The 20,957-nt window shown below is 72.2% G+C and carries 15 protein-coding genes and 1 pseudogene; 7 read left to right on the forward strand and 9 right to left on the reverse strand.

What is annotated here, in order from left to right:
- Positions 1-11: 11 nt before the first annotated feature.
- Genes ACZ4UV_RS13815 through ACZ4UV_RS13840 form a run of 6 tightly spaced genes read left to right on the forward strand, consistent with a single transcriptional unit; the run spans position 12 to position 6,623 of the window.
- Positions 12-1,265, forward strand: coding sequence for a DUF4910 domain-containing protein (locus ACZ4UV_RS13815; protein WP_467837954.1), 1,254 nt, complete (start codon positions 12-14; stop codon positions 1,263-1,265).
- Positions 1,262-2,560, forward strand: a complete 1,299-nt coding sequence (locus tag ACZ4UV_RS13820; RefSeq protein WP_467837869.1) for a hypothetical protein — start codon at positions 1,262-1,264, stop codon at positions 2,558-2,560. The genes ACZ4UV_RS13815 and ACZ4UV_RS13820 overlap by 4 nt, the downstream gene beginning before the upstream one ends.
- On the forward strand, positions 2,557-3,504 hold the full coding sequence (locus ACZ4UV_RS13825) for a glycosyltransferase family 2 protein (RefSeq protein ID WP_451015713.1): 948 nt from the start codon (positions 2,557-2,559) through the stop codon (positions 3,502-3,504). Before ACZ4UV_RS13820 ends, ACZ4UV_RS13825 begins: the two co-directional genes overlap by 4 nt.
- Positions 3,501-4,733: a polysaccharide pyruvyl transferase family protein gene (locus ACZ4UV_RS13830; RefSeq protein WP_451015712.1), complete on the forward strand. Its 1,233-nt coding sequence runs from the start codon at positions 3,501-3,503 to the stop codon at positions 4,731-4,733. Before ACZ4UV_RS13825 ends, ACZ4UV_RS13830 begins: the two co-directional genes overlap by 4 nt.
- Entirely contained in the window at positions 4,730-5,281 is a 552-nt protein-coding gene (rfbC, locus tag ACZ4UV_RS13835; RefSeq protein ID WP_451015711.1) for a dTDP-4-dehydrorhamnose 3,5-epimerase, read from the forward strand. The genes ACZ4UV_RS13830 and rfbC overlap by 4 nt, the downstream gene beginning before the upstream one ends.
- Positions 5,282-5,288: 7 nt before the next feature.
- Positions 5,289-6,623 (forward strand): glutamate-1-semialdehyde 2,1-aminomutase, encoded by a 1,335-nt coding sequence (locus ACZ4UV_RS13840; protein WP_467837872.1) that lies wholly within the window; start codon positions 5,289-5,291, stop codon positions 6,621-6,623.
- 12 nt (positions 6,624-6,635) lie between these two features.
- On the opposite strand, the gene ACZ4UV_RS13845 is transcribed toward ACZ4UV_RS13840, so the two are convergent.
- From ACZ4UV_RS13845 to dacB, 3 genes are all read right to left on the reverse strand, one after another.
- Entirely contained in the window at positions 6,636-7,361 is a 726-nt protein-coding gene (locus tag ACZ4UV_RS13845) for a phosphatase PAP2 family protein (protein WP_451015736.1), read from the reverse strand.
- Between the two features lie 101 nt (positions 7,362-7,462).
- On the reverse strand, positions 7,463-10,678 hold the full coding sequence (locus ACZ4UV_RS13850; protein WP_451015709.1) for an NACHT domain-containing protein: 3,216 nt from the start codon (positions 10,676-10,678) through the stop codon (positions 7,463-7,465).
- A 69-nt stretch (positions 10,679-10,747) separates the two neighbouring features.
- Positions 10,748-12,082 carry a D-alanyl-D-alanine carboxypeptidase/D-alanyl-D-alanine endopeptidase gene (gene dacB, locus ACZ4UV_RS13855; RefSeq protein ID WP_451015708.1) on the reverse strand — a complete coding sequence of 445 codons (1,335 nt, stop codon included), beginning with the start codon at positions 12,080-12,082 and terminating at the stop codon, positions 10,748-10,750.
- Between the two features lie 154 nt (positions 12,083-12,236).
- Between dacB and ACZ4UV_RS13860 the strand changes: the two genes are divergently transcribed.
- A complete protein-coding gene (locus tag ACZ4UV_RS13860) occupies positions 12,237-13,181 on the forward strand; it encodes a helix-turn-helix transcriptional regulator (RefSeq protein ID WP_451015707.1) in 945 nt (314 codons plus the stop codon).
- Here ACZ4UV_RS13860 and ACZ4UV_RS13865 read toward each other — a convergent pair.
- The 6 genes and pseudogenes from ACZ4UV_RS13865 to ACZ4UV_RS13890 all read right to left on the reverse strand — a co-directional run bounded on the left by ACZ4UV_RS13865 (position 13,120) and on the right by ACZ4UV_RS13890 (position 20,914).
- A complete protein-coding gene (locus ACZ4UV_RS13865) occupies positions 13,120-13,716 on the reverse strand; it encodes a dioxygenase (RefSeq protein WP_451015706.1) in 597 nt (198 codons plus the stop codon). The genes ACZ4UV_RS13860 and ACZ4UV_RS13865 overlap by 62 nt on opposite strands.
- A gap of 162 nt (positions 13,717-13,878) precedes the next feature.
- The gene (locus ACZ4UV_RS13870) at positions 13,879-15,672 is read right to left on the reverse strand and encodes an FAD-dependent oxidoreductase (RefSeq protein WP_467837876.1); all 1,794 of its coding nucleotides are present in this window, start codon (positions 15,670-15,672) and stop codon (positions 13,879-13,881) included.
- A 138-nt stretch (positions 15,673-15,810) separates the two neighbouring features.
- Positions 15,811-16,736, reverse strand: a pseudogene (locus ACZ4UV_RS13875) (DeoR family transcriptional regulator).
- 539 nt (positions 16,737-17,275) lie between these two features.
- Positions 17,276-18,496 (reverse strand): metallophosphoesterase, encoded by a 1,221-nt coding sequence (locus ACZ4UV_RS13880; protein ID WP_451015702.1) that lies wholly within the window; start codon positions 18,494-18,496, stop codon positions 17,276-17,278.
- Between the two features lie 658 nt (positions 18,497-19,154).
- Positions 19,155-19,592: an XRE family transcriptional regulator gene (locus ACZ4UV_RS13885; protein WP_467837878.1), complete on the reverse strand. Its 438-nt coding sequence runs from the start codon at positions 19,590-19,592 to the stop codon at positions 19,155-19,157.
- Positions 19,593-19,714: 122 nt separating this feature from the next.
- Positions 19,715-20,914, reverse strand: a complete 1,200-nt coding sequence (locus ACZ4UV_RS13890; protein WP_467837880.1) for a cysteine desulfurase-like protein — start codon at positions 20,912-20,914, stop codon at positions 19,715-19,717.
- Positions 20,915-20,957 lie beyond the last annotated feature (43 nt).

Consider the following 20,957-nt stretch of genomic DNA (forward strand, 5'->3'; position numbering starts at 1 on the left):
TGAGCGAGGAGATGTACGCGCTGGTGGAGCGGATGTACCCGCTCTGCCGGAGCATCACCGGCGACGGTGTGCGCGCCACCCTGGACATCGTCGGGGAGTACATCCCGCTGCAGGTGCACGAGGTGCCGACCGGGACGCAGGTGCTCGACTGGACGGTGCCGCAGGAGTGGAACATCCGGGACGCGTACGTCGCCGACACCGCCGGCCGGCGGGTCGTCGACTTCGCCGCGTCCAGCCTGCACGTGCTCGGCTACAGCGTGCCCGTGTCGGCGACCATGCCGCTGGCCGAGTTGCGCGGGCACCTGCACACCCTGCCGGACCACCCCTCCTGGGTGCCCTACCGCACCAGTTACTACAAGCCGGACTGGGGGTTCTGCCTGGCCCAGGAGACCCTGGACGCCATGCCCGACGGCGAGTACGAGGTGCGCATCGACTCCACCCTCGCCGACGGCCACCTCACCTACGCCGAGTACGTGGTCCCCGGACAGGTCGCCGACGAGGTCATCGTCTCCTGCCACGTCTGCCACCCGTCGCTGGCCAACGACAACCTGGCCGGCATCGCGGTGGCGACGTACCTCGCCCGGGCCCTGGCCGAGCAGCCGACCTACTACACCTACCGGTTCCTGTTCGCGCCCGGCACCATCGGGGCGATCACCTGGCTGGCCCGGAACGCGGAGCGGGTGGACCGGGTCAAGCACGGCCTCGTGCTCGCCTGCGCCGGGGACCCCGGCCGGCTGACGTACAAGCAGAGCAGGCGCGGCGACGCGGAGATCGACCGGGTGCTCCAGCATGTCCTGACCGCCTCCGAACGCCCGCACCGCGTCACCGAGTTCACCCCGTACGGCTACGACGAGCGGCAGTTCTGCTCGCCCGGGTTCAACCTCGGCGTGGGCTCGCTCACCCGGACCCCGTACGCCGGCTACCCCGAGTACCACACCTCGGCGGACAACCTGGACTTCGTCTCCCCGGCGGCGATGGCGGACACCCTCGCCGTCTGCCGCGAGGCCTTCGCCGTCCTCGACCGCAACCGGCGGTACGTCAACCTCAGCCCCTACGGCGAACCGCAGCTGGGCCGGCGCGGGCTGTACGACGCGCTCGGCGGCCGCAGCGACACCAAGCAGGCCCAGATGGCCATGCTCTGGGTACTCAACCTCGCCGACGGCGAGCACAGTCTGCTGGACGTCGCCGAGCGGTCCGGGCTGCCGTTCGACACCGTGGCCGCCGCGGCCGATGCCCTGCGCGGCGCCGACCTCGTCAAGGAATGACGCACATGACCACCCAGGGGGAGAAGACGACGGCACCGGCCGGGTCCGCCAGGCGGGCCCTCGTCGGCAGGCTGTCCTGGGGACTGGCCGACCAGGCGGCCTCCAGCATCAGCAACTTCGCGGTGGGGCTCTACGTGGCCCGCTCGCTGGGGGTGACCGCGTTCGGTGTCTTCAGCCTGGCCTGGGTGACCTACGGCGTGGTGCTCAACGTCTCCCGCGGCCTGGCCACCGACCCGCTCGTGGTCCGCTTCAGCGGTGTGCCGGAGGCCTCCTGGCGCGGGGCGGTGGCCCGGTCGACGGGTACCGCGCTCGGCGTCGGTGCGGCCCTCGGCGTGGCGTGTCTGGCGGCCGGTCTCGGCCTCGGCGGCCGCGTGGGGCCCGCCTTCGCCGCCCTGGGCCTCATGATGCCGGGGCTGCTGCTCCAGGACGCCTGGCGGTTCGCGTTCTTCGCCGCCGGCAACGGGCGCAAGGCGTTCCTCAACGACGTCGTGTGGGGCATCGCCCTCGTCCCTGCCATGGTGGTGGCGGCCCACGTGGACACCGTGGCCGCCTTCGTGCTCGCCTGGGGCGCCTCCGCCACGGTGGCCGCGGGGTACGGCTACCTCCAGTCCGGCATCCGGCCCCGGATGGTCGAGGCCCGCGGCTGGCTGCGCAAGCAGCGCGATCTCGGCTACCGGTACCTGGTCGAGAACGTCTCCCTCAGCGGCGCCAGCCAGGTGCGGGCGTACGGGGTCGGTGTGATCGTCGGCGTCGGCGCGGTGGGCGCCATCCGGGGCGCAGAGCTCCTGATGGGCCCGTTCCTCGCCGTGCTGATGGGTCTCTCGCTGGTCACCGTCCCGGAGGCCGCACGGGTGCTGCGCCGGGCCCCGCACCAACTGGGCAGGTTCTGCCTCCTCCTGGGCGGGGGACAGGCCGCCGGAGCGCTGCTCTGGGGCTCGGCGCTGCTGCTGATGCCCGACCGGCTCGGCGACCTGGCGCTCGGCGACGTCTGGCACTCCTCCTCGCACCTCGTCGTGCAGATCACCCTCAGCGTCGCGGGAGCGGGCCTCGGCACCGGCGCGGCGGCCGGTCTGCGCGCCCTCGGCGCGGCCCGGCGCAGCCTGCGCTGCCAGCTGTTCGCCTCCGCCTGCTACGTCGGCGGCGGACTGGGCGGCGCGGCCGCCGCCGGCACGGCCGGCTCGGCCTGGGGCGTCGCCGCCGCGACCCTCAGCGGCTCGGCCGTCTGGTGGTTGCAACTGCGGTCCGCCCTGCGCGAGCACCACCACAACCCCGTTCCCGAAGTGAGGACCTCATGACCGCCCGACCCAGGCTGAGCATCGGCCTGCCCGTGTACAACGGCGAGGAGTACCTGGCCGAGTCGTTCGACGCCTTGCTCGGCCAGACCTACGAGGACTTCGAACTGGTCGTCTCCGACAACGCCTCGACCGACGGGACAGACGACATCTGCCGCAAGTACGCGGCGCAGGACTCCCGCATCCGGTACCACCGGCTGCCCCGGAACATCGGCGCCACGCCGAACCACAACCATGTGTTCGCCGAGTCCCGCGGAGAGCTGTTCAAGTGGGCCTCGCACGACGACCTCTACGGCCGCGACCTGCTCCGGCGCTGCGTGGAAGCGCTGGACGAGCGGCCGGACGTGATCCTCGCGCACACCGATCAGGCGGTCATCGACGGCGACGGCCAGGTGACGGTCCCCTACGAGTACACCCTCGCCACCGACTCGCCGCACGCGCCGGAGCGCTTCCGCAGCCTGCTGTTCGAGCCGGGCGGCGACGACTTCTACGGGGTGATGCGGGCCGACGTGCTGCGCCGGGTGAAGCCGATGGACAGCTACCACCACGCGGACCGCACGTTCGTCGCCGAGATCACCCTGCACGGGCGCTTCCACCAGGTGCCGGAGCTGCTGTACTTCCGCCGGGACCACCCCACCCGCGCCGAGCGGGCGAACCCGTCCAAGCGCTCCCGGTGCGTCAACCTGGACCCGCGCCGGGCAGGACTGCTGCACCCGACGCCCCGGCTGCTCGCCGAGTACGTCTGGGGCTTCGCCTCGGCGATCCGGCGGGCTCCGCTGTCCCCGGCCGACCGGCGGGAGTGCTACCGCCATCTGGCCGCGTGGATGACCAGCAGGGTCCGGCCGGGCGCCGGCGAGCGGGTCGAGGACCGCGCCCCGGTCGACCCGGCCCTGCTCACGGTCTCCGTCGACGCCCTCGTCGCCGGCCGTGAGGGGAGGCGGCGATGACGTCCGCGGACGGAACTCCGGTGCGCGTCGGGGTGTTCGGCCTGCTCGGCTCCGGCAACCTCGGCAACGACGGGTCGCTCGAAGCCGTCCTCGGCTACCTCCGCGCCGAGCACCCGGACGCGGTCGTGGACGCGCTGTGCGGCGGACCCGAGGCCGTCACGGCCCGGTTCGGGATCCCCGCCACCCGCATGCACTGGAACCGGGCGGAGTACCGGACCGCGTCCCGCGCGGGCGCGGTCGCCGCGAAGGGCCTCGGCAAACTCGTCGACGTCTTCCGCACCGCCGCCTGGGTGCGCCGGCACGACGTGGTGATCGTGCCGGGCATGGGCGTCCTGGAGGCCACCCTGCCGCTGCGGCCGTGGGGCTTCCCGTACGCGCTGTTCCTGCTCTGCGCGAGCGGCCGGCTGCTCGGCACCCGGGTCGCGCTGGTCAGCGTCGGCGCCGCCGAGATCAAGAGCCGCCCGACCCGCGCCCTGGTGCGCTGGTCGGCCCGGCTCGCCGCGTACCGGTCGTACCGGGACGGCCAGTCCCGGGACGCGATGCGCGCGATGGGGGTGAACACCGCACGCGACGAGGTCTACCCCGACCTCGCGTTCTCCCTCCCGACACCACAGGCGGGCGCGCCCACCGGCACGCCGGGTCCCGTCTGCCTCGGCGTCATGGACTTCCACGGCGGCAACGACGACCGCGCCCGAGCCGAGGAGATCTACCGGCGCTACCTCGACGGGACGATCAGGTTCGTCCGTACGCTGGTCGAGGAAGGCAGGCCCGTGCGGCTCCTCACCGGCGACCAGTGCGATCTGTCGGTGGTCGCCGCCATCCTCGACGCGGTCGACTCACCGCTGGTCACCGCGGCCGAACCGGCCTCACTGGCCGACCTGATGAACGAGATGGCGGCCGCCGACACCGTGGTGGCCGTCCGCTACCACAACCTGATCTGCGCGCTGAAGACCGGTACGCCCGTGCTCGCCCTCTGCTACGCGGCGAAGAGCGACGCGCTCATGGACCGGATGGGTCTGGGTGCGTACCGTCACCCGGCCCGCGAGGTCGACGCCGACCGCCTCCTCGAACAGTTCCGGGACCTGGAGAAGCACGCGGCGGAGCTACGGCAGACCCTCGCCGAGCGGAACCGGGTCGCCGCACGGCAACTCGCCCAGCAGTTCACCGCCTTGACCACGACCCTGTTCCCGGCGAACGACCACGCCCACGCCCCACGGAAGGCTTCATGAAAGCGACCGAAGTCCCGGAGATCGCCGGCGCGTTCCTGTTCGAGCCGACGCCCTACGCCGACGAGCGCGGCTTCTTCTGCCGCACCTTCGACGCCGACGTGGTCCGCTCGGTGGGCCTGGACCCGGACGCCTTCGTCCAGGACAGCGTGTCCCGCTCGGTCCGCGGCGTGCTGCGCGGCCTGCACCTGCGCTCCGGCGCCGGCGAGGCCAAGCTGGTGCGGTGCTCGTACGGGCAGATCTTCGACGTCGTCGTGGACCTGCGGCCGGACTCGCCGACGTACCTGGGCCGGGCCTTCTTCGAGCTGTCCGGCGAGACGCAGAAGACCGTGTACATCCCGGCGGGATGCGCGCACGGCTTCCAGGCTCTTACCGAAATCGCGGACACCTCTTACCGTATTGACCGTCAGCACGATCCGTCCGAGGACGTGACGATCGCCTTCGACGACCCGGAACTCGCCATTCCCTGGCCGCTGCCGGTCACGTCGATGTCCCAGCGGGACCGGGAGGCGCCGAGCCTCGCCGAGGTCCTGAAGCACCGAGAAAGATGAGGTCGGCGTGCACACCCAAGACACCGAGGGGTTGCTCCTGCCCCGCTCGCGGCAGGCCAACGAGCGGCTGCACGCTCTGATCCCGGGAGGCGCGCACACCTACGCCAAGGGCGACGACCAGTACCCCGAGAACCTGGCCCCGGTCATCAGCCACGGCAGCGGTGCCCACGTGTGGGACGTCGACGGCAACCGCTACATCGAGTACGGCTCCGGCCTGCGCTCGGTCAGCCTCGGCCACGCCCACCCGCGCGTGGTCGAGGCGGTACGGCGGGAACTCGACCGCGGCAGCAACTTCGTCCGGCCGTCCATCATCGAGGTCCAGGCCGCCGAACGCTTCCTGGCCACGGTGCCCACCGCCGACATGGTGAAGTTCGCGAAGAACGGCTCCGACGCCACCACCGCCGCGGTGCGCCTCGCCCGCGCCGTCACCGGCCGCTCGCGGGTGGCCCTCTGCGCCGACCACCCGTTCTTCTCCGTCGACGACTGGTTCATCGGCACCACGCCGATGAGTGCCGGCATCCCGGCGGCGACCACCGAGCTCACCGTGTCCTTCCCCTACGGGGACCTGGCCGCCACGGAGGAACTGCTCACCCGGTACCAGGACGAGATCGCCTGCCTGATCCTCGAACCCGCCACCCAGTCCGAGCCGCCGCCGGGGTACCTCGCCGGCCTGCGCGACCTGGCCGACCGGCACGGCTGCGTGCTGGTCTTCGACGAGATGATCACCGGCTTCCGCTGGTCCGAGGCCGGCGCCCAGGGCCTGTACGGCGTCGTCCCCGACCTCTCCACGTTCGGCAAGGCGCTGGGCAACGGGTTCGCCGTCTCCGCGCTGGCCGGGCGACGCGACCTGATGGAACGGGGCGGACTGCGCGATTCCGGTGACCGGGTGTTCCTGCTGTCCACCACGCACGGTGCGGAGACGCACTCCCTGGCGGCCGCGATGGCCGTGCAGACCACCTATGTCGAGGAGGGCGTGACCGCGCGCCTGCACGCCCTCGGCGAACGGCTGGCCGCCGGTGTCCGCGACGCCGCGGCCGCCGCGGGCGTCGGCGACCACGTCGTCGTCCGGGGCCGGGCCAGCAACCTGGTCTTCGCCACCCTCGACGAGAACCTGCGGCCGTCGCAGCAGTACCGCACCCTGTTCCTGCGCCGGCTCCTCGCGGGCGGGGTGCTCGCCCCGTCGTTCGTGGTGAGCAGCGCACTCGACGAGGCGGACATCGACCGCACCGTCGACGTGGTGGCCGAGGCATGTGCGGTGTACCGGCAGGCGCTGGAAGCCGCCGACCCCACCGCCTGGCTGGCCGGGCGGGCGGTGAAGCCCGTGTTCCGCCGCCTGGCGTGACCTGACGTGACGTCAGCGGTGCTCCCGCGGGCCCGCGTCGGTCATCCGCTCGGCCCGCCGGTCGGCCATGCGGTCGGCCAGGCGGTCGACCAGCGACGCGGTCGCCGGTATCACCGCCAGCGCGGTGCACCAGCCACCGAGGGCGTCGGTCGGGTAGTGCGCGCCCAGGCCGACCTCCGCCCAGCCCATGGCGGCGGCGGCGGCCAGCGAGGCGGCGAGCACGAGTGACGTGCCGGCCGCCCTGCCGAGTCCGAGCCGACCGGTCGCGGGCAGCGCCGCCATGAGGGCGAGAGCGGTGAAGAAGGCGGTGTGCCCGCTCGGGTAGGACAGGTTGCCCGGGCCGTGGATGGTGCGCCCCACCACGTGCTTGAGCAGGGTGGTCGTCCCCACGGTCAGGCCGGTGCCGGCGGCGACGAGCACCGCCGCGCGGGGCCGCCGAAGCAGCAGGCAGCCCGCCACGCAGGCCACGATCACCAGCGCCGATCCCGCGGGTTCTCCCAGGAAGTCAAGGGTCAGGGCGACGTGCCGCCACGGCGGTCGCACGCTGTCCGCCGTCGGCGGGACGATCCACCTGTCCACCCTGCCGGGCTCGCTGTCTCCGGCATACCGGACCCCGAGCACGACGACCACCAGCGCGGCGAGCGCCGCGACCGGCCCGAGCCACGCGCGCAGCGCCCGGGGCACCAGCGCGTGCGTCGCGGATCGGGCCGGGCCGACTTCCGGGTCCGCTCCTGCCAGACGATCCAACGTGAGCCCCCCCGTCGTGTCCGAACCGCCCCCCAGCGACCATAGCCGCCCAGCGCCCCGGACGGGTGACCGGACCGGGCCGACGTGACAGTTCAGGCCCCTTCGGGTGGCGACGGAAAGCGGTCGAGGTCTGTCTGATACCGCACCATGGATTCCACGAGCTCCCACGACAACCGGTCGCGGAGCTCCCCGGTACGGTCCGGCCACAGCACCCGGAACAGCTGGGGGCCGAGCTCTGGCGGCAGCGCCCTGAGCCTTTCGTGCTGTCTGCCGAGGGCGAGCGGGACCAGGTCCTTCGCCAGGAAGTCCGAGAAACCGTCGGACACGCCCGCGGGAAGCCGCTCCTTGTCCCGGCAGAAGGCCGTGATCAGCACGTCCACGGCGCGCACCAGGTGCGGTGACGGCGCGTCGAGCAACAGCCGTATGCCGCTGAGGGCGCGCTCGTGCAGCGCGGCGAGGCGGCTGTCGACCTGTTCGTCGCGGGCGGTGAGGAGCAGGTCGAGCAGGTCGTGGGCGAGCGAGGAGGCGGAGGCGCCCTCCCTCGCGACGAACGTGGTCACGGCCGGGCCGAGCCAGTGGAACACCGGGTCCATGGCGTGCCGTATCACCGAGTCGTTGGTGCCGGCGGACAGCGACATCTTGTGCCACACCTCGTCCCAGTACGAGCGCGACCAGCCGGGACCGCCGTGCCCCCGGGGATAGCGGTAGAGCCAGTTCATGTCGAGCGGCTCGGGCGGCCTCGTACCGTCCTCAGCCGCACGCAGCGACACCTCCAGGGCCCGTCCGTTCTCCTCCCAGTAGGGGTGGACGGACAGTGAAAGGGCGAAGTCCGTCCACTGTCCCTCGTACATCGCCGAGCGCCACAGCTGACAGTGCCGGTGCCATGCGCTCACCGGGTCCGCGGAGTCCGGGAAGAGCTCCGCCACCGAGCAGCGCCCCGCGAGCAGAACGGTGACCAGGACGAGGTTGGAGCCGTACAGACCGTGCCGCGTCGCCGTACGCAGGAGTGCGGGACGGTAGCCCGGGTGCTGGTCGCCGGTGCGCGTCTCGTGCTGGGTGTGGACCTGGATGAGGCGCCGGGCGAGCCGCCGGCGTTCGGCCTCGGGTATCCGTCCGGTCAGCGACCGGGCGAAGCGCAGCATCTGACGGGACGAGAGGGAGGCGTACGACAGCAGTGCGAAGGCGAGGTCGTCGTCGAAGAGGGCACCGCCGAGCGAGAGCGCCGGGCGGGGCCTGAGCAGGTCGGCGAGCACGTGCAGGGCGAGCCGGATCGCCAGGTACTCGCCGAACGTCGCATGGAGGAACTCGTAGCTGGCGAGCACCTGTCCGTCGCGCACCGACTGGGCACGCTGGACGAAGAAGAAGCGGCCGAGAGCCGTCTCGGCGGCGTTCAGCGGGGTGCGGAAGGCGGCGGCCTGTGCCTGCTGCCGCCCGAGGACCGCCGTGAGGTCCTCGTCCAGTTCGGCGGCCGACACCCACTGGCGGCGCCGGTTGAGCTGGGCGAAGGCCACCAGGGAAAGCCGCTGCAGCTCCTGCTCGACCCGTTCCGTGGTCTCCTCGTCCGGTACGGCGTCCAGGGTCGACTTGCGCACCTCGCGCCGCGCGAACGAGGTGAGCAGCTGCTCGTAGAGGTCGGCCGCGTCCAGGGAGTCGCCGGTGGCGTGCTGCAGGCCGCCGTCGGTGGCGTCGTACAGCGCGAGCATGGTCAACAGCAGCGGCTGAGCGGCGAGTTCCGCGTGCTGTACGACGTGTCCCCACGCCAGCGGTGCACGGCCGCGGGCGCGGAAACCAGCCTCGTTGGCCGCGTTCCACACCGCCAGCCACTGCCTGATCTGGCCGTCCTGGAACGGTTCCAGGCGCAGCGCCACCAGTCCGTCCGGATAGCGGGCGCGGTCCGCGACGGCGGTACGACTCGTCACCAACGCCAGGACCGGGCGGCCCTGCTCGGCCTCCCGCCGCTGGAACTGGGCCACGCGGATCAGGAAGTTGTTCTGGTGGACGCCGGTCGTCTGCAGCAGCTCGTCGAAGCCGTCGAGGAGCAGCACGGGGGTACTGCCACCGGCGGCCCGCACCAGTTCCGGCCAGCTCACGGCCTCACCGGTGGCCGCGCGGATCGCCTGCTCGATCTGGTCCTGGAGTTCGTCCTCCGCGCGCACGTCCCGCAGCGGCACCCGCACCGGCAGGAAGCCCACGGCCGGAAGGCGCGCGGCGAGTACCCGGGTCAGTGCGGACTTCCCGGCCCCGGGCTGGCCGAGAACCAGCAGCGGCGCCCCGGCCAGATGGGGAGAGGTGAGCGCGCCGGCCAGGTACCGGGTCAGGTCCCGCCGGACGGGGACGCGCTCCCACCACGACTCGTCGGCCGGTCCGCTCGGTCCGGACACACCGCTCACCCGGAAGTGCGGGTCGAGGTAGAGCTCCTCGAGAGTGGGGATGAGGATGCCGTCCGGCGCGGACTCGGCATCCAGGATGGTGCGGGCCAGCGCTGCCTCGTGGGCGCGCGCGAGCGCGGCGGCCACATCGACCGGCGGGCGCAGCGTCTGGGCGGTACGGGCGAGGAGTGTCTCCACACCGTCCAGCGCGCGGTGCACCTCGGCGCGGGTCGCCTGGTGCTCCATCTGCGCCGTCCAGAGCCCGAACTCGGGTCCCTGCACACACAGTTGCGTGTACAGGCCCTGGTAGCGGGCCTGCGCCGTCCTGGGCAGGACCTCCATGAGCAGGCGGCGGGCCTCCCGCCGGCCGGGCATGTCGAGGCGTTCCCAGACCGCCAGCCCTTCGACGAAGGCCAGGAACCTGCCGGCGTACTCGTCGTAGCGACCGAGCAGGGCCGCCGCGACCGCCTCGGACGAGAGGTGCGGGGCAGGGCCCGGCAGATCCGCCGCGACCAGCAGCGCGACGAGGTCCGAGACCTGCGGTGCGGGTGCCGGAGCCGTCGAGTCCACCCGGGCCAGCGCGAGTTGCTCACCACGCGTCAGGTCGACCTCGTCGAGAGCGAACGGCAGGTCCAGCTCCTGCATGGCCTCGAAGAACGCCACCACCACGACCACGGTGTGCGCGGCGCGCAACACGTCCGTCCGCTCGGCCCGGCTGTGCGCCCGGCCGAGACGCGCGCCGATGCCCTGCACCGCGTCCCGGCCGAGTCCGAGGACGCGGCCCCTGGCGTCCGCCATCCCGATCACCGTGCCGCTGATCCCGCCGGTCGCCAGATTGAGCGCGCCGCCGAGGACCCGGTCGAGTGCCGCCAGCCGTGCCGGTTCGGCACCGAGCAGCACCAACGCGTCGCTGAACCTGAGCAGTCTGCGCACCCCCATGCCCCCACTCCCCGTGTGCGGCCTCCACTCTGTCACGTGCGGGCTTCGGAGGGGCGCAGACCGGGAGCCTTATGCCCAGCAGCCGTTGACCGTGGCCGCCAGGCCGTCGAGGGCGTCCTTGGTGGCGGCCGGGTCGGCGGTGGAGTTGTTCTCGATGAAGGAGAAGATCTTCCAGCGCCCGTCCGCGGCCCTGGTCAGCCCGCTCAGCGCGATCGCACCGGTGAGCGTGCCGGTCTTCGCCTGCACCTTGCCGACGGCGCACTGCGAGTCCGCGGTGTCGAAGCGACCCCATTCGGGGCCCAGGGTGGAGCCGGCCTCTCCGGCGACGGGCAGGCCGTCGATGATGTACCTGAGGGTCGGGGCGTTGCGCGCGTCGTCGGCGACGTCGAGGATGTCGGCGATGGTCTGGGCCGGGATGCGGTTGGCGCGGGACAGTCCGCTGCCGTCGTGGATCTCGTAGTTGTCCAGCGAGACGCCGTACCCGCGGAGCACCTCGCGTACGACCGCCGTGCCGTCCTCGAAGGTCGGCTGACGTCCGGCACCGATCGCGGTCATCCGCAGCAGGGTCTCGGCGATATCGTTGTCGCTCACCTTGAGCATGTGCTCGACGATGGCGGACAGTTTGCCGGACCGGTGCCGGGCGACCGGTACGTCGCCCTTCGCGGCCGTGCCGTGGGTGACGTCGCCCGTGACGGTGACGCCCTGCTGGGCGAGGAACCCGGCGAAGACCTGGCCCGCGTCCAGGGACGTGTCCGTGACCTGGTGGCCGTCGACCACGAGCGCCCGTACGGGTGCGACGGAGTCCGGGTAGTAGCCGTCGTTCCAGCCGGTCGCGAGCGTGGGCTCGGGGAAGAGGCTGTCGTCCACCTGGACCTTGACCGAGGTGAGACCCGCGTTCTTGAGTCCCGCGACGGCGGTCTTCGCCATCGCCTCGAGGTCGGCGCTGGTCAGGGTGCGGTCGCCGCCGCCCACCAGAGTGAGCGTGCCGTCGCCGTAGACGGCCTTGGTGGTGAACCGGTGGCCGGGGCCGAGCACCGTCAAGGCGGCGGTGGCGGTGCCGAGCTTGGTGTTGGACGCGGGCATCAGCGCGGTGCTCGCGTCGTGGCCCCAGACGGCCTTGTCGGACGCGGCGTCGATGACGACGCCGCTCAGTGTGGAGCCGAGACGGGTGTCCTGGACGCGGGTGTCGAGATTGTCCGCGATCTTCTGCTCGGCGGGGTCGAGTGCCGTGGCCGCGGTCTTGGCGTCGGTCTTGCCGGCGGCGAAGGCGGTCGTGCCGAAGAGGACCGTCCCCGCGATGGGGGCGGTCACGGCGACGACGGCGACCCTGCGGAGGGCGGGGTGGACGGTTCTCGCCTTGCGGTGACGAGCGGACGTACGGACGGGGGATGGGGGGTTGGACATGCAGACCTCGTCGAAGTGCTCGTGGGACAACGGTAGTTGGGAAGGAGATCTTGAGTTCCCAAGAGTGAAAGCTACAGGCGTGATCCGGTTCTCCCGGCACGGTTTCCTGCATCCGGCCCCACGGGTCGGGCGCCCGGGGGAATACCCTGGGCGAATGACGACCGGCATGCCGTCGGGGCCCGTGCGCTTCAGCACGATCGGACTGCCCGAGGCCCAGCGGGTCGCGCTGTGGGAGAACCACAACGCGACCGCGCTGATCGGTCTGCGCTGCCGGTCGCTCGACGACCGGGCCCTCGAGGCGACCGAGATCAACCTGCAGCTCCCCAGGGTCCACGTGGCCCGGGTGACGGGGAACTCCCACGTCGTCGAACGCACCCGTGCGGTCGTCCGGCGCCTGCCGTCCGAGGCCGTCGCCTGCTATCTGACGCTGGTCGGAGAGGCGTTCTTCTATCACGACGACGGCGTCCAGGTGGTCCGGCCCGGGCAGCTGATCGTGTGCGACGCGGACCGGCCCTTCATGCGCGGCTTCTCCCAGGGCCTCGAGGAGCTGGCCGTCAAGGTGCCGCGTCAGGTGTGGCGGGAAGTCGCCGGCCCGGAGCCGTTGACCCTCCCGAGGGTGTTCGACTTCGGCACGGGCGACGTTCAGGCCAGGGCGCTGGCACGGCTGGCGGGCCGGGCCGTGCACCCCGAGACGTCCCGGCCGGTCGACGAGGACACCCTGCTGGGCCTGCTCGCCGGTGTGGTGAACGGCCGCCCGGCCGAGCTCTCGACCGTCCACCTGGCGATGGCCAAGGCCTACGCCGAGGACCGCCTGGGTGACAGCGGCCTCAACGCGGCCCGGATCGCCAAGGGCATCGGGATCAGCGAGCGGCACCTGTCCCGGGTGTTCGCGGCGGGCGGCACGACTGTTCCGCAGTACCTGCTGGCCCGCCGGCTGGAGGGGGCGAGGGCCCTGCTGGCCGCGGGCGGGAACCCGACCGTCGCCGAGGTGGCCGCGCGCTGCGGCTTCGGTTCGGCCGCCCACTTCTCGCACCGGTTCAAGGAGCGGTACGGGGTGCGCGCCACCGACGTGCTGCGGGAGGCCCGGGCGGGCGGCTGACGGCTGACGGCCTGCGAAGAGCCGGACCCGCCGCCCGGCCGGGGCGGGTCAGGTGCCGTCGGGTGCGAGCACGATGTCGAACCGGACCCGGGACCAGGCGCGCCCCGCCAGATCCAGCCCGTCGGGTGCCGGGGCGTCCGGCCGCTGCCGCCGGAACTCCTTGACCAGGGACTCCTTCACGCCGAACACCGCGTCGTGGGAAGACGGTGGCCTCGGTGGCGTCGCCGTACGCCTGGTTGTTGACGGCGACGGTCTGCATGGAGGCACCGAGCACGTCCGAGAGGAGGATGAACTCCTGGCGGCGGCCGTCGGTGATGTGCCCGGTCCGGGTGAGGAACCCGATCCCCTGGTGCCACTCGTCCTCCGTCAGCCGCACCTCCCGTACGAACGCGTGCAGATGGCGCACCAGGGACTCCATGAGCTCCCGGAGCCGGGGGTCGGTGCAGTCGCCGAACGAGTCGAGGACCTGCCGGGTGATCTCCGCCTCCCGCGCCTGCTGCTCGGCGGGAACGGCGTCCCGGGTCTCGCCGGTCATGGCCGTGCTCCTTCCCGGGCCGCGCGCACCAGCCGGACGACCGGCCCGAGCGTGACGGTCCGCGGCGGGTCCGGTTCGTCATACGGCAGGGCCGGTCCGGCGGACGCCGTCGGCGCGTCGAAGGCCGCCGCGAGCCGTCGTGAGGCCTCGGGGCGCACCGGCTCAGGCCCTTCCCAGGACGGCGGTCAGGGCGTCGCGCAGCCGGCCCTCCGGGTCGTCCGGTAGGGTCATGGCACGCCAGGCGATGTGCTTGTCGGGGCGGACCAGCAGCACCCCGCTCTCCTCGACCTCGCGCAGCTTGGCCCAGTCGTAGTAGAGGTCGGTGACCTCCCGCCCCGGACCGATGACGACCGTCGCCAGCGGCACACCGAGTTCCTGGCCGACCTTCTCGGCCGCGCCCTCCCATGCCTCGCCCGCGATACCGGTGACGAGCGTCCAGCGGTCGTACGGCGCCACGTCCATCAGCGCCCTGCGGTGCGCGCTGTCCCCGACCCACGCGTGCGGCAGATGCGCGCCCGGCACCGTGGACATCTCGTAGTAGAGGTCGGGATCGCGCGTCGGCACGGGTGGTGCGCTGCCGTCGGGGAGGATCGCCGACGAGGCGTAGAATTGACCGAGTTCGACGCCGTGCGCGTTGAACTCGTAGTTCTTCAGGTCCATCGCCCGGACCAGCGCGGCCCGTTTGGCGGCGCCCGCGGGGGTGTTGGCCTTGCGTTCCTCGATCGCGGCCGTCATCTCTGCCTCCGTCGTGGCGTCGAGGACACCGAGGGCCCTGAAGATGTCGACGAACTCCCTGCTCGACCTGTTGGCCCGCTTGACGATGCGTTCGGCGACCGGCGCCCGCTCGGCGGAGTAGGTGTCGAGCAGCGCGGGACCCGCGTGGCCCTTGAGGACGGCGGCCAGTTTCCAGACGAGGTTGTAGGCGTCCTGCACCGAGGTGTTGGAGCCGAGGCCGTTGCTCGGCGGGTGCCGGTGGACGGCGTCGCCCGCGCAGAACACCCGGCCGCTGTGCAGGCGGGTGGCGTACATCTCGTTGTTGCCCCACAGGCTGGTGCCGGTGATCTCGACGTCGAGGTCCGGCATGCCCAGGAGGTTGCGGACGATCTGGACCGCCGCCGCCTCGTCGACCTGGGGGGGCTCCTCGTCGATGTCGTAGCCCCACACGATCAGCCACTCGTTCCAGGGACGGACCATCCGGACCAGCCCCGCGCCGATCCCGCCGACGTTCGAGCCGGGCTGGACCACCCAGTACAGGACCGAGGGCCGGTGGGCGACGTAGCGGCCGATGTCGGCCTTGAAGGTGATGTTCATCGAGCCGGCGATGTCCATCGCCCCTTCGAAGGGCAGGCCGATGTCCGCGGCGACCGCGGAGCGGGCCCCGTCGGCGCCGATCAGGTACTTGGCGCGGATCAGGTACGCCTTGCCCGTCAGCCGGTCGAGGACGTCGACGGTCACCCCGTCGGCATCCTGCGTGTGGGAGAGGTACTCGGTGGAGAACCGCGTCTGCGTGCCGCGCCGCGCGGCGTTGCGGACCAGGATCGGCTCCAGATACGTCTGCGGGATGTCGACGGTCAGACAGGGCGACGCGAGCCGGTAGTCCGCCTCGCGGTCCGGGCGGGTGCCCCAGGTGTGGATCCGGCCGATCTCCTCCCCGGCGATGCTGGTGCAGAACACCGTGTCGCCGACGAGGGCGTGGTCCGTGGCGTCGGCGAGCACCTGGTCCTCGATGCCGACGTCGCGGAAGACCTCCATGGCCCGCTGGTTGGTGATGTGGGCGCGGGGGGTGTTCGCCGTCCAGCGGTACTTGGTGATCATGATGTTGTCCACGCCGAGCGTGGAGAGCAGCAGGGCCGCGGCGGCGCCCGCCGGCCCGGATCCCACGACCAGGACGTCCGTGGTCATCACCGGGCCGGAGGGCAGTTCGGTCTCGGCGGTCCCGTCGTCGAATTCCGGCATCCTGGGCACCTCTCGTCCGTCCGGCGTCGTCGCCGGTGGCTTCACTGTGCGGCCGGCGACGCCCCAGGGCAGCGCTGACGGACGTTCTCGGCGGAAACCGCAAGACATGGCGGATCCGCGAAGACCGGTCGCCCGGGGTCAGGGCAGGACGACGATCTTGCGTCCCTGACCGGCCGGGAACCGGTCCAGTGCCTGCGGGTACTCCGCCAGCGGCAGCCGGTGGCTGATGAAGACCTGCGGATCGAGGACACCGGAGGCGAAGAGCTCCGCAGCGCGTTCGTAGCTGTGCAGTACCGCCATCGAACCGGCGATCGTGATCTCCTGGTTGTAGATGCGGTACGGCGCAATGGTCGCCGTCGTCGCGTAGTCGGCGACCCCGAACTGCAGGAAGGTGCCGGCCTTGGCGACCCGGTCCAGGCCGTCCTGGATGGCGGCGGCGTTGCCCGTCGCGTCGACCACCACGTCCCGGCCGCCCGGCCGGGCCAGTTCGTCGGCCGACAGCGCCGAGGGATCGGGGGTGGTCAGGCCCCAGTGGCGGGAGATGCCGTTCGCGCTGACGTAGGCCAGGTCGATGACGAAGTCGCGGAGCATGCGGCGCGCCCAGTGGTCGACCGTGGCCAGCGTCCCGCCACGCACCCGACCGCCGAGCAGCAGGACGGTGATGTTCTCCGCCGCGGCCAGGTCACCCGCGGTGGCCAGCGAGGAGGCGACCACGGTCAGTGGCCGGTCGCGGGGAGGGCGGCGATGAGGTGCGGGGTGTAGCCCTCGTCGAGGTAGATGGTCTCGGCGTCCCCGAGCAGGGCGGCCGCGGCGGTCGCGATCCTGGACCTCCCCGGGATGTGTTCGGTGGTACGGAAGGCGAGTGTGGTCTCCAAACCCGCGCTCTCGACGGGGTGGGCACCGCCGTGGGTACGACGGACCAGCCCGTGGGCCTCCAGGAGGCTCAGATCCCGTCGCACGGTTTCCCTGGACACCCCGAGGTCGGCGGCGCGCCTGCCGACGTCGACGGATCCCGAACGGCGTGCGGTTGCCAGGATTCCGCGTCTTCGTTCCTCGGCGTCCACGGCGGCACCTCCGTCTCACGGCTCTGGTCCACGGCTCTGCGCGTTGTGCCCGCGCCGGTTGATTTCGCGGAGTCCGGCCCGATCGGCCTCAGGTGGCCACATTTGTACAGGGCGATGACGCGTACTGGCCAGCTTCGACGTAGCGCGGTTCGTGACCGAATGTGCCCGTTTCCCGGAGGGGGAAGTGCCTGTACGGCGCGCTGGAGCGCCCCACGGCGCGGAACACGTTGCCCGCTCCCTGACCGACGACCGCCCGTTCGCCGCCCGTGTCCCCGCGCCGCCCCGGAAAAACCGGCCGGTGCACAGGGCCGCCGTCCACGACCGCTGCCCGCTCCGGCAGGACACCCGCCGTCCTCGTCCACCTCCACGGGCACACGCGGGGGACCGGAGGGTGAGGGAGCGTCATCTGCCCCGGGCGGACGACGTGTTAGGCCGCCGAAGACCGGGCGTGCAGGCTGGGCAGGGGCAGGTGAAGCCGCGGCCGCGGCTCGGGACCATGCCCGGACCGCCGCCGGACGCGGCGCGGCGCCCGCCCGGTGCTATGCCGAGGTGGGCGGGTGCGGGGCGCGGAGTACGAGCAGGGTGATCTCGCTGGGGGCGAAGACGCGGAACGGCGGGCCCCAGAAGCCGGTGCCGCGGCTGGTGTAGAGGAGGGTGCGGGTGCCGTGGCGGCTGAGGCCGGCGAGGGCGGGCTGGTCGATGCGGACCAGGTGGTGGAAGGGCCAGATCTGGCCGCCGTGGGTGTGGCCGGAGAGCTGGAGGTCGACGCCGTGGGCGGCCGCCCGGTCGACGAACTTGGGCTGGTGTGCCAGGAGCAGGACGGGCAGGTCGGGGTCGGCGCCGTCCAGGGCTCCGGCGAGGTGGGCGCGGTGGCCTGTCAGGCCGGAGGACTCGGCGGTGACGTCGTCCACGCCGGCGACCACGAGGGTGTCGCCGCCGCGTTCGAGCAGCAGGTGGCGGTTGCGCAGCGGTTCCCAGCCCAGCTCGTCCATCAGGTCGACCCAGCCCTGGGCCTCGCTGTAGTACTCGTGGTTGCCGGTGACGTAGACACGGGCCCGGGTGGCCTGCACGGTACCGAGTGGAGCGGCCTGGGCGCGGCGGCGTTCGGCCGTGCCGTCCGCTATGTCGCCGGTGTGGCAGACCAGGTCGGCTTCCAGGGTGTTCACCGTCTCGCACACCCGTGCCGACCAGCGGGCGCGATCGAGCGGGCCGTAGTGCGTGTCGGTGATGAGGGCGACGCGGAGGCCGTCCAACCCGGCACCCAGCCGCGGGAGTTGCACGTCTAGCCGGCGCACGCGCGGCACCCGGCGGGCCTCGGCGTACCCCCAGGCGAGCAGGACGGCGGTGGTGCCGAGGACGGCCCACGTGACGATGCGGGCCCGGTCCTGACTCCCGCCGACGCCGGCCACGGTCAGGGCGAGCCGCAGGAGGACGCCGAGCAGGACGGACCAGGTGAACAGGACCCAGCTGGTGCCCAGCAGGGTGTCACCGACGATTGCCGCGCGGTCCTGCTGGCGTCGACCGTGGCCGCGCATCATCGCGAGCGGCATACCGACGAGGCCGAGGGCGAACAGGGCGGTGCCGGTCAGTGAGACGGGCAGCGGCCAGTGCTGGCCGGTGTACAGGAGCACCCAGCACGGCACGGCCCACAGCAGGACGGGGGCGATGAGGGGGATGTAGCGCATCAGACGGTGCAGTCGGCTCTGCCGCGGAGCCTGCGCTTCTCTGTCGGCGGGTCGGGTGCTGCTGGTGTCGGTCACGCTTCCCCTCTCTGGCCGGGCTGCCGTCCCGCGCACTGTACCGGGCACTGCGCGAGCCCGGTGCTATTAGCTCATATGAACGATTGATGCAATCTCATGAATCTGAGTTCATTTCATCGAGGCTGGGGGCGGATCCTCGGAGCTGGAAGGATCTCGCGCCGCCCGGTGGGCCAGGGGAGCGTGCGCGGTTCTGTCGGTCGTCCTCGCGAGCGGCTGCGGCACGAGCGGCGCCGGGAAGGGTGACGCCGACGGCAGGAGAGGATCCCTTCAAGGGAAGAGAAGCTCCCTTGCACATCCGAACGAGGACCGTGTCCACGGCGGCGCTGCTCGCCGTGGCCGCCCTGGCTGTTGTCACCGCGTTCTCGTCCGGCGACGGTTCCGCGGTCACCGGCGGCGACAAGAGCACCCCGACCGCCGTCCCGCCGTCGGCCACGGCCGCCACCGGCGCTCCGACGGCCACCGCCGGCAAGGGCGCGGTCACCTCGGCCGACGTGACGATCGACTCCTGTGCGGTCGACGCCACCACGAAGATCCCCAGGGCCGGACTCACGGTGACCAACCAGGGCACCGACACCGCGGCTTACACCGTCCAGCTCGACCTCGTCGACGGCGGCGGGACGAGGGTGGCGGAGGGTGCCGCGACCGTCGCACCGGGCTGTCAGCCGTCGGTGCGGTCGCGCCCGGCGCTCTCACGCCGGGCAAGGACGTCGATCATGTCGCTGATCGTGCTGACGTGCTCGGGCGAGAGGTTCACCGCCCGCAGCGCCACACTCCGGACTCCGGCGTCCCGCAAGGCCCCCAGCAGCTCCAGTTCCTTGGCGATGGCGGTGCCCTGGTCGTCGTCGAAGAAGTAGGCGACGGGGACGTCGAAGAACTGGGCGAGCGCTTCGAGGTGCCGCTTCGTGGGGTTGTCCCGGCGGCCCGTGCGCAGCTGCCACAGGTATGTGGGGGAGAAGCTCTCCCCGGTGGCCTCCCGGCACGCCCGGGCGACCTCCTCGTGGCTGAACTGCTCACGGTTGGGACGCCGTACGACGCGGAACAGCGCGTCGATCTTGTCCGCGAGGGTGGTCGGCGAAGACGCTTCGGCGGTGCTCACGTGCGGCCCCTCTGGTACTGCGTCAGCCTCGCATCAGCTCTGGTGGAACGATCCCGGGATGTCCGTTCACCTCAGCTTACGCCCGCGGCCGGCGTGTCGGCCCCCTTCTCGGTCGGGGGAAATCAGAGGAAAGCGGACAGGCCGTCGAGGAGCCGGTCTATGTCGTCGGCGGTGTTGTACGGCGCGAGGCCTGCGCGCAGTGCCGGGTCCTTCAGTCCGAGGGCGGTGAAGGGCTCGTATGCATAGAACGACCCGGCGGGTGCCACCACGCCGCGGGCGGCCAGGTGTGTCTGGGCCTGGCGGGCGTCGCGGCCGTCGAAGCTCATCAGGAGGGTCGGGGTGCGGTCGGCTGCCCTGGAGTGCAGGGTGACGGCGCTTCCGAGGGCCTGCAGGCCCTCCTCCAGCCTGGTGCGCAGGGTCTGCTCATGCCCGTGCAGGGAGCCCATCGAGTGCGTGAGCCGTTCACGGCGGGTCGCCGCGGTGCCCGGGTCGACGGCGGCGAGGAAGTCCACGGCGGCGGTGGCGCCGGCCAGGATCTCGTAGGGCAGTGTGCCGAACTCGAATCGCTCGGGCACCGCGTCGGGAGAGGGCAGGAGCTTGTCCGGCCGGAGGGTGCCGAGGAGTTCGGGAGATCCGGCAAGCACACCGCAGTGCGGCCCGAGGAACTTGTAGGGGGAACAGACGAACAGGTCCGCGCCGAGTGCGGGTACGTCGACGAGGTGGTGGGCGGTGTAGTGCACGCCGTCCACGTACACCAGCGCGCCGGCCTCGTGCGCCAGGTCGGCGATCTGCCGAACGGGCGGCTTGGTCCCCAGGACGTTCGAGGCCGCGGTGAGCGCGACCAGCCGGGTTCGCGGTGACAGCGCCCGCTGGACGGAGCTGACGTCGAGGTCTGTGGTGTCGGGATCGATCCCGATCCAGCGGACGGTCACTCCGGCGCGCTGGGCGGCCTGGACCCAGGGGCGGACGTTGCAGTCGTGGTCCAGGCGGCTGAGGACGATCTCGTCGCCGCTCTTCCAGTCCTTGGCGAGGTGACGGGAGAAGTCGTAGGTGAGCTGAGTGGCGCTACGGCCATGGACGACGCCGCCCGCGGGGACGTTGAGCAGGTCTGCGTAGGCGGCCCGGAAAGCCGCCACGGCGTGCTCCGCGTTGAGTTCGGACGGGCTGGTGACACCCCGGTTGGAGAGGGGGCCGGTCAGGGTCGCTGCGATGGCGTCGGCGACAGGGCGGGGGGTCTGGGTTCCGCCGGGGCCGTCGAAGAAGGCGAGGCCGGTGTCCAGGGAGGGGAAGTAGGCGCGCAGCGCCTTCAGATCGATGGCCATGTCCTCAGCTTTCCAGGGGATGGTGGTCGCGCGGATGACTGGT

It is taken from the genome of Streptomyces sp. NPDC028289, assembly GCF_055565975.1.

Coding starts and splice junctions, on each gene's coding strand:
- ACZ4UV_RS13850 (WP_451015709.1), bottom strand. CDS start 10,678: ATGGGGGTGCGCAGACTGCTCAGGTTCAGCGACGCGTTGGTGCTGCTC.
- ACZ4UV_RS13865 (WP_451015706.1), bottom strand. CDS start 13,716: ATGACCGGCGAGACCCGGGACGCCGTTCCCGCCGAGCAGCAGGCGCGG.
- ACZ4UV_RS13815 (WP_467837954.1), top strand. CDS start 12: ATGTACGCGCTGGTGGAGCGGATGTACCCGCTCTGCCGGAGCATCACC.
- ACZ4UV_RS13820 (WP_467837869.1), top strand. CDS start 1,262: ATGACGCACATGACCACCCAGGGGGAGAAGACGACGGCACCGGCCGGG.
- rfbC (WP_451015711.1), top strand. CDS start 4,730: ATGAAAGCGACCGAAGTCCCGGAGATCGCCGGCGCGTTCCTGTTCGAG.
- dacB (WP_451015708.1), bottom strand. CDS start 12,082: ATGTCCAACCCCCCATCCCCCGTCCGTACGTCCGCTCGTCACCGCAAG.
- ACZ4UV_RS13870 (WP_467837876.1), bottom strand. CDS start 15,672: ATGCCGGAATTCGACGACGGGACCGCCGAGACCGAACTGCCCTCCGGC.
- ACZ4UV_RS13825 (WP_451015713.1), top strand. CDS start 2,557: ATGACCGCCCGACCCAGGCTGAGCATCGGCCTGCCCGTGTACAACGGC.
- ACZ4UV_RS13860 (WP_451015707.1), top strand. CDS start 12,237: ATGACGACCGGCATGCCGTCGGGGCCCGTGCGCTTCAGCACGATCGGA.
- ACZ4UV_RS13890 (WP_467837880.1), bottom strand. CDS start 20,914: ATGGCCATCGATCTGAAGGCGCTGCGCGCCTACTTCCCCTCCCTGGAC.
- ACZ4UV_RS13830 (WP_451015712.1), top strand. CDS start 3,501: ATGACGTCCGCGGACGGAACTCCGGTGCGCGTCGGGGTGTTCGGCCTG.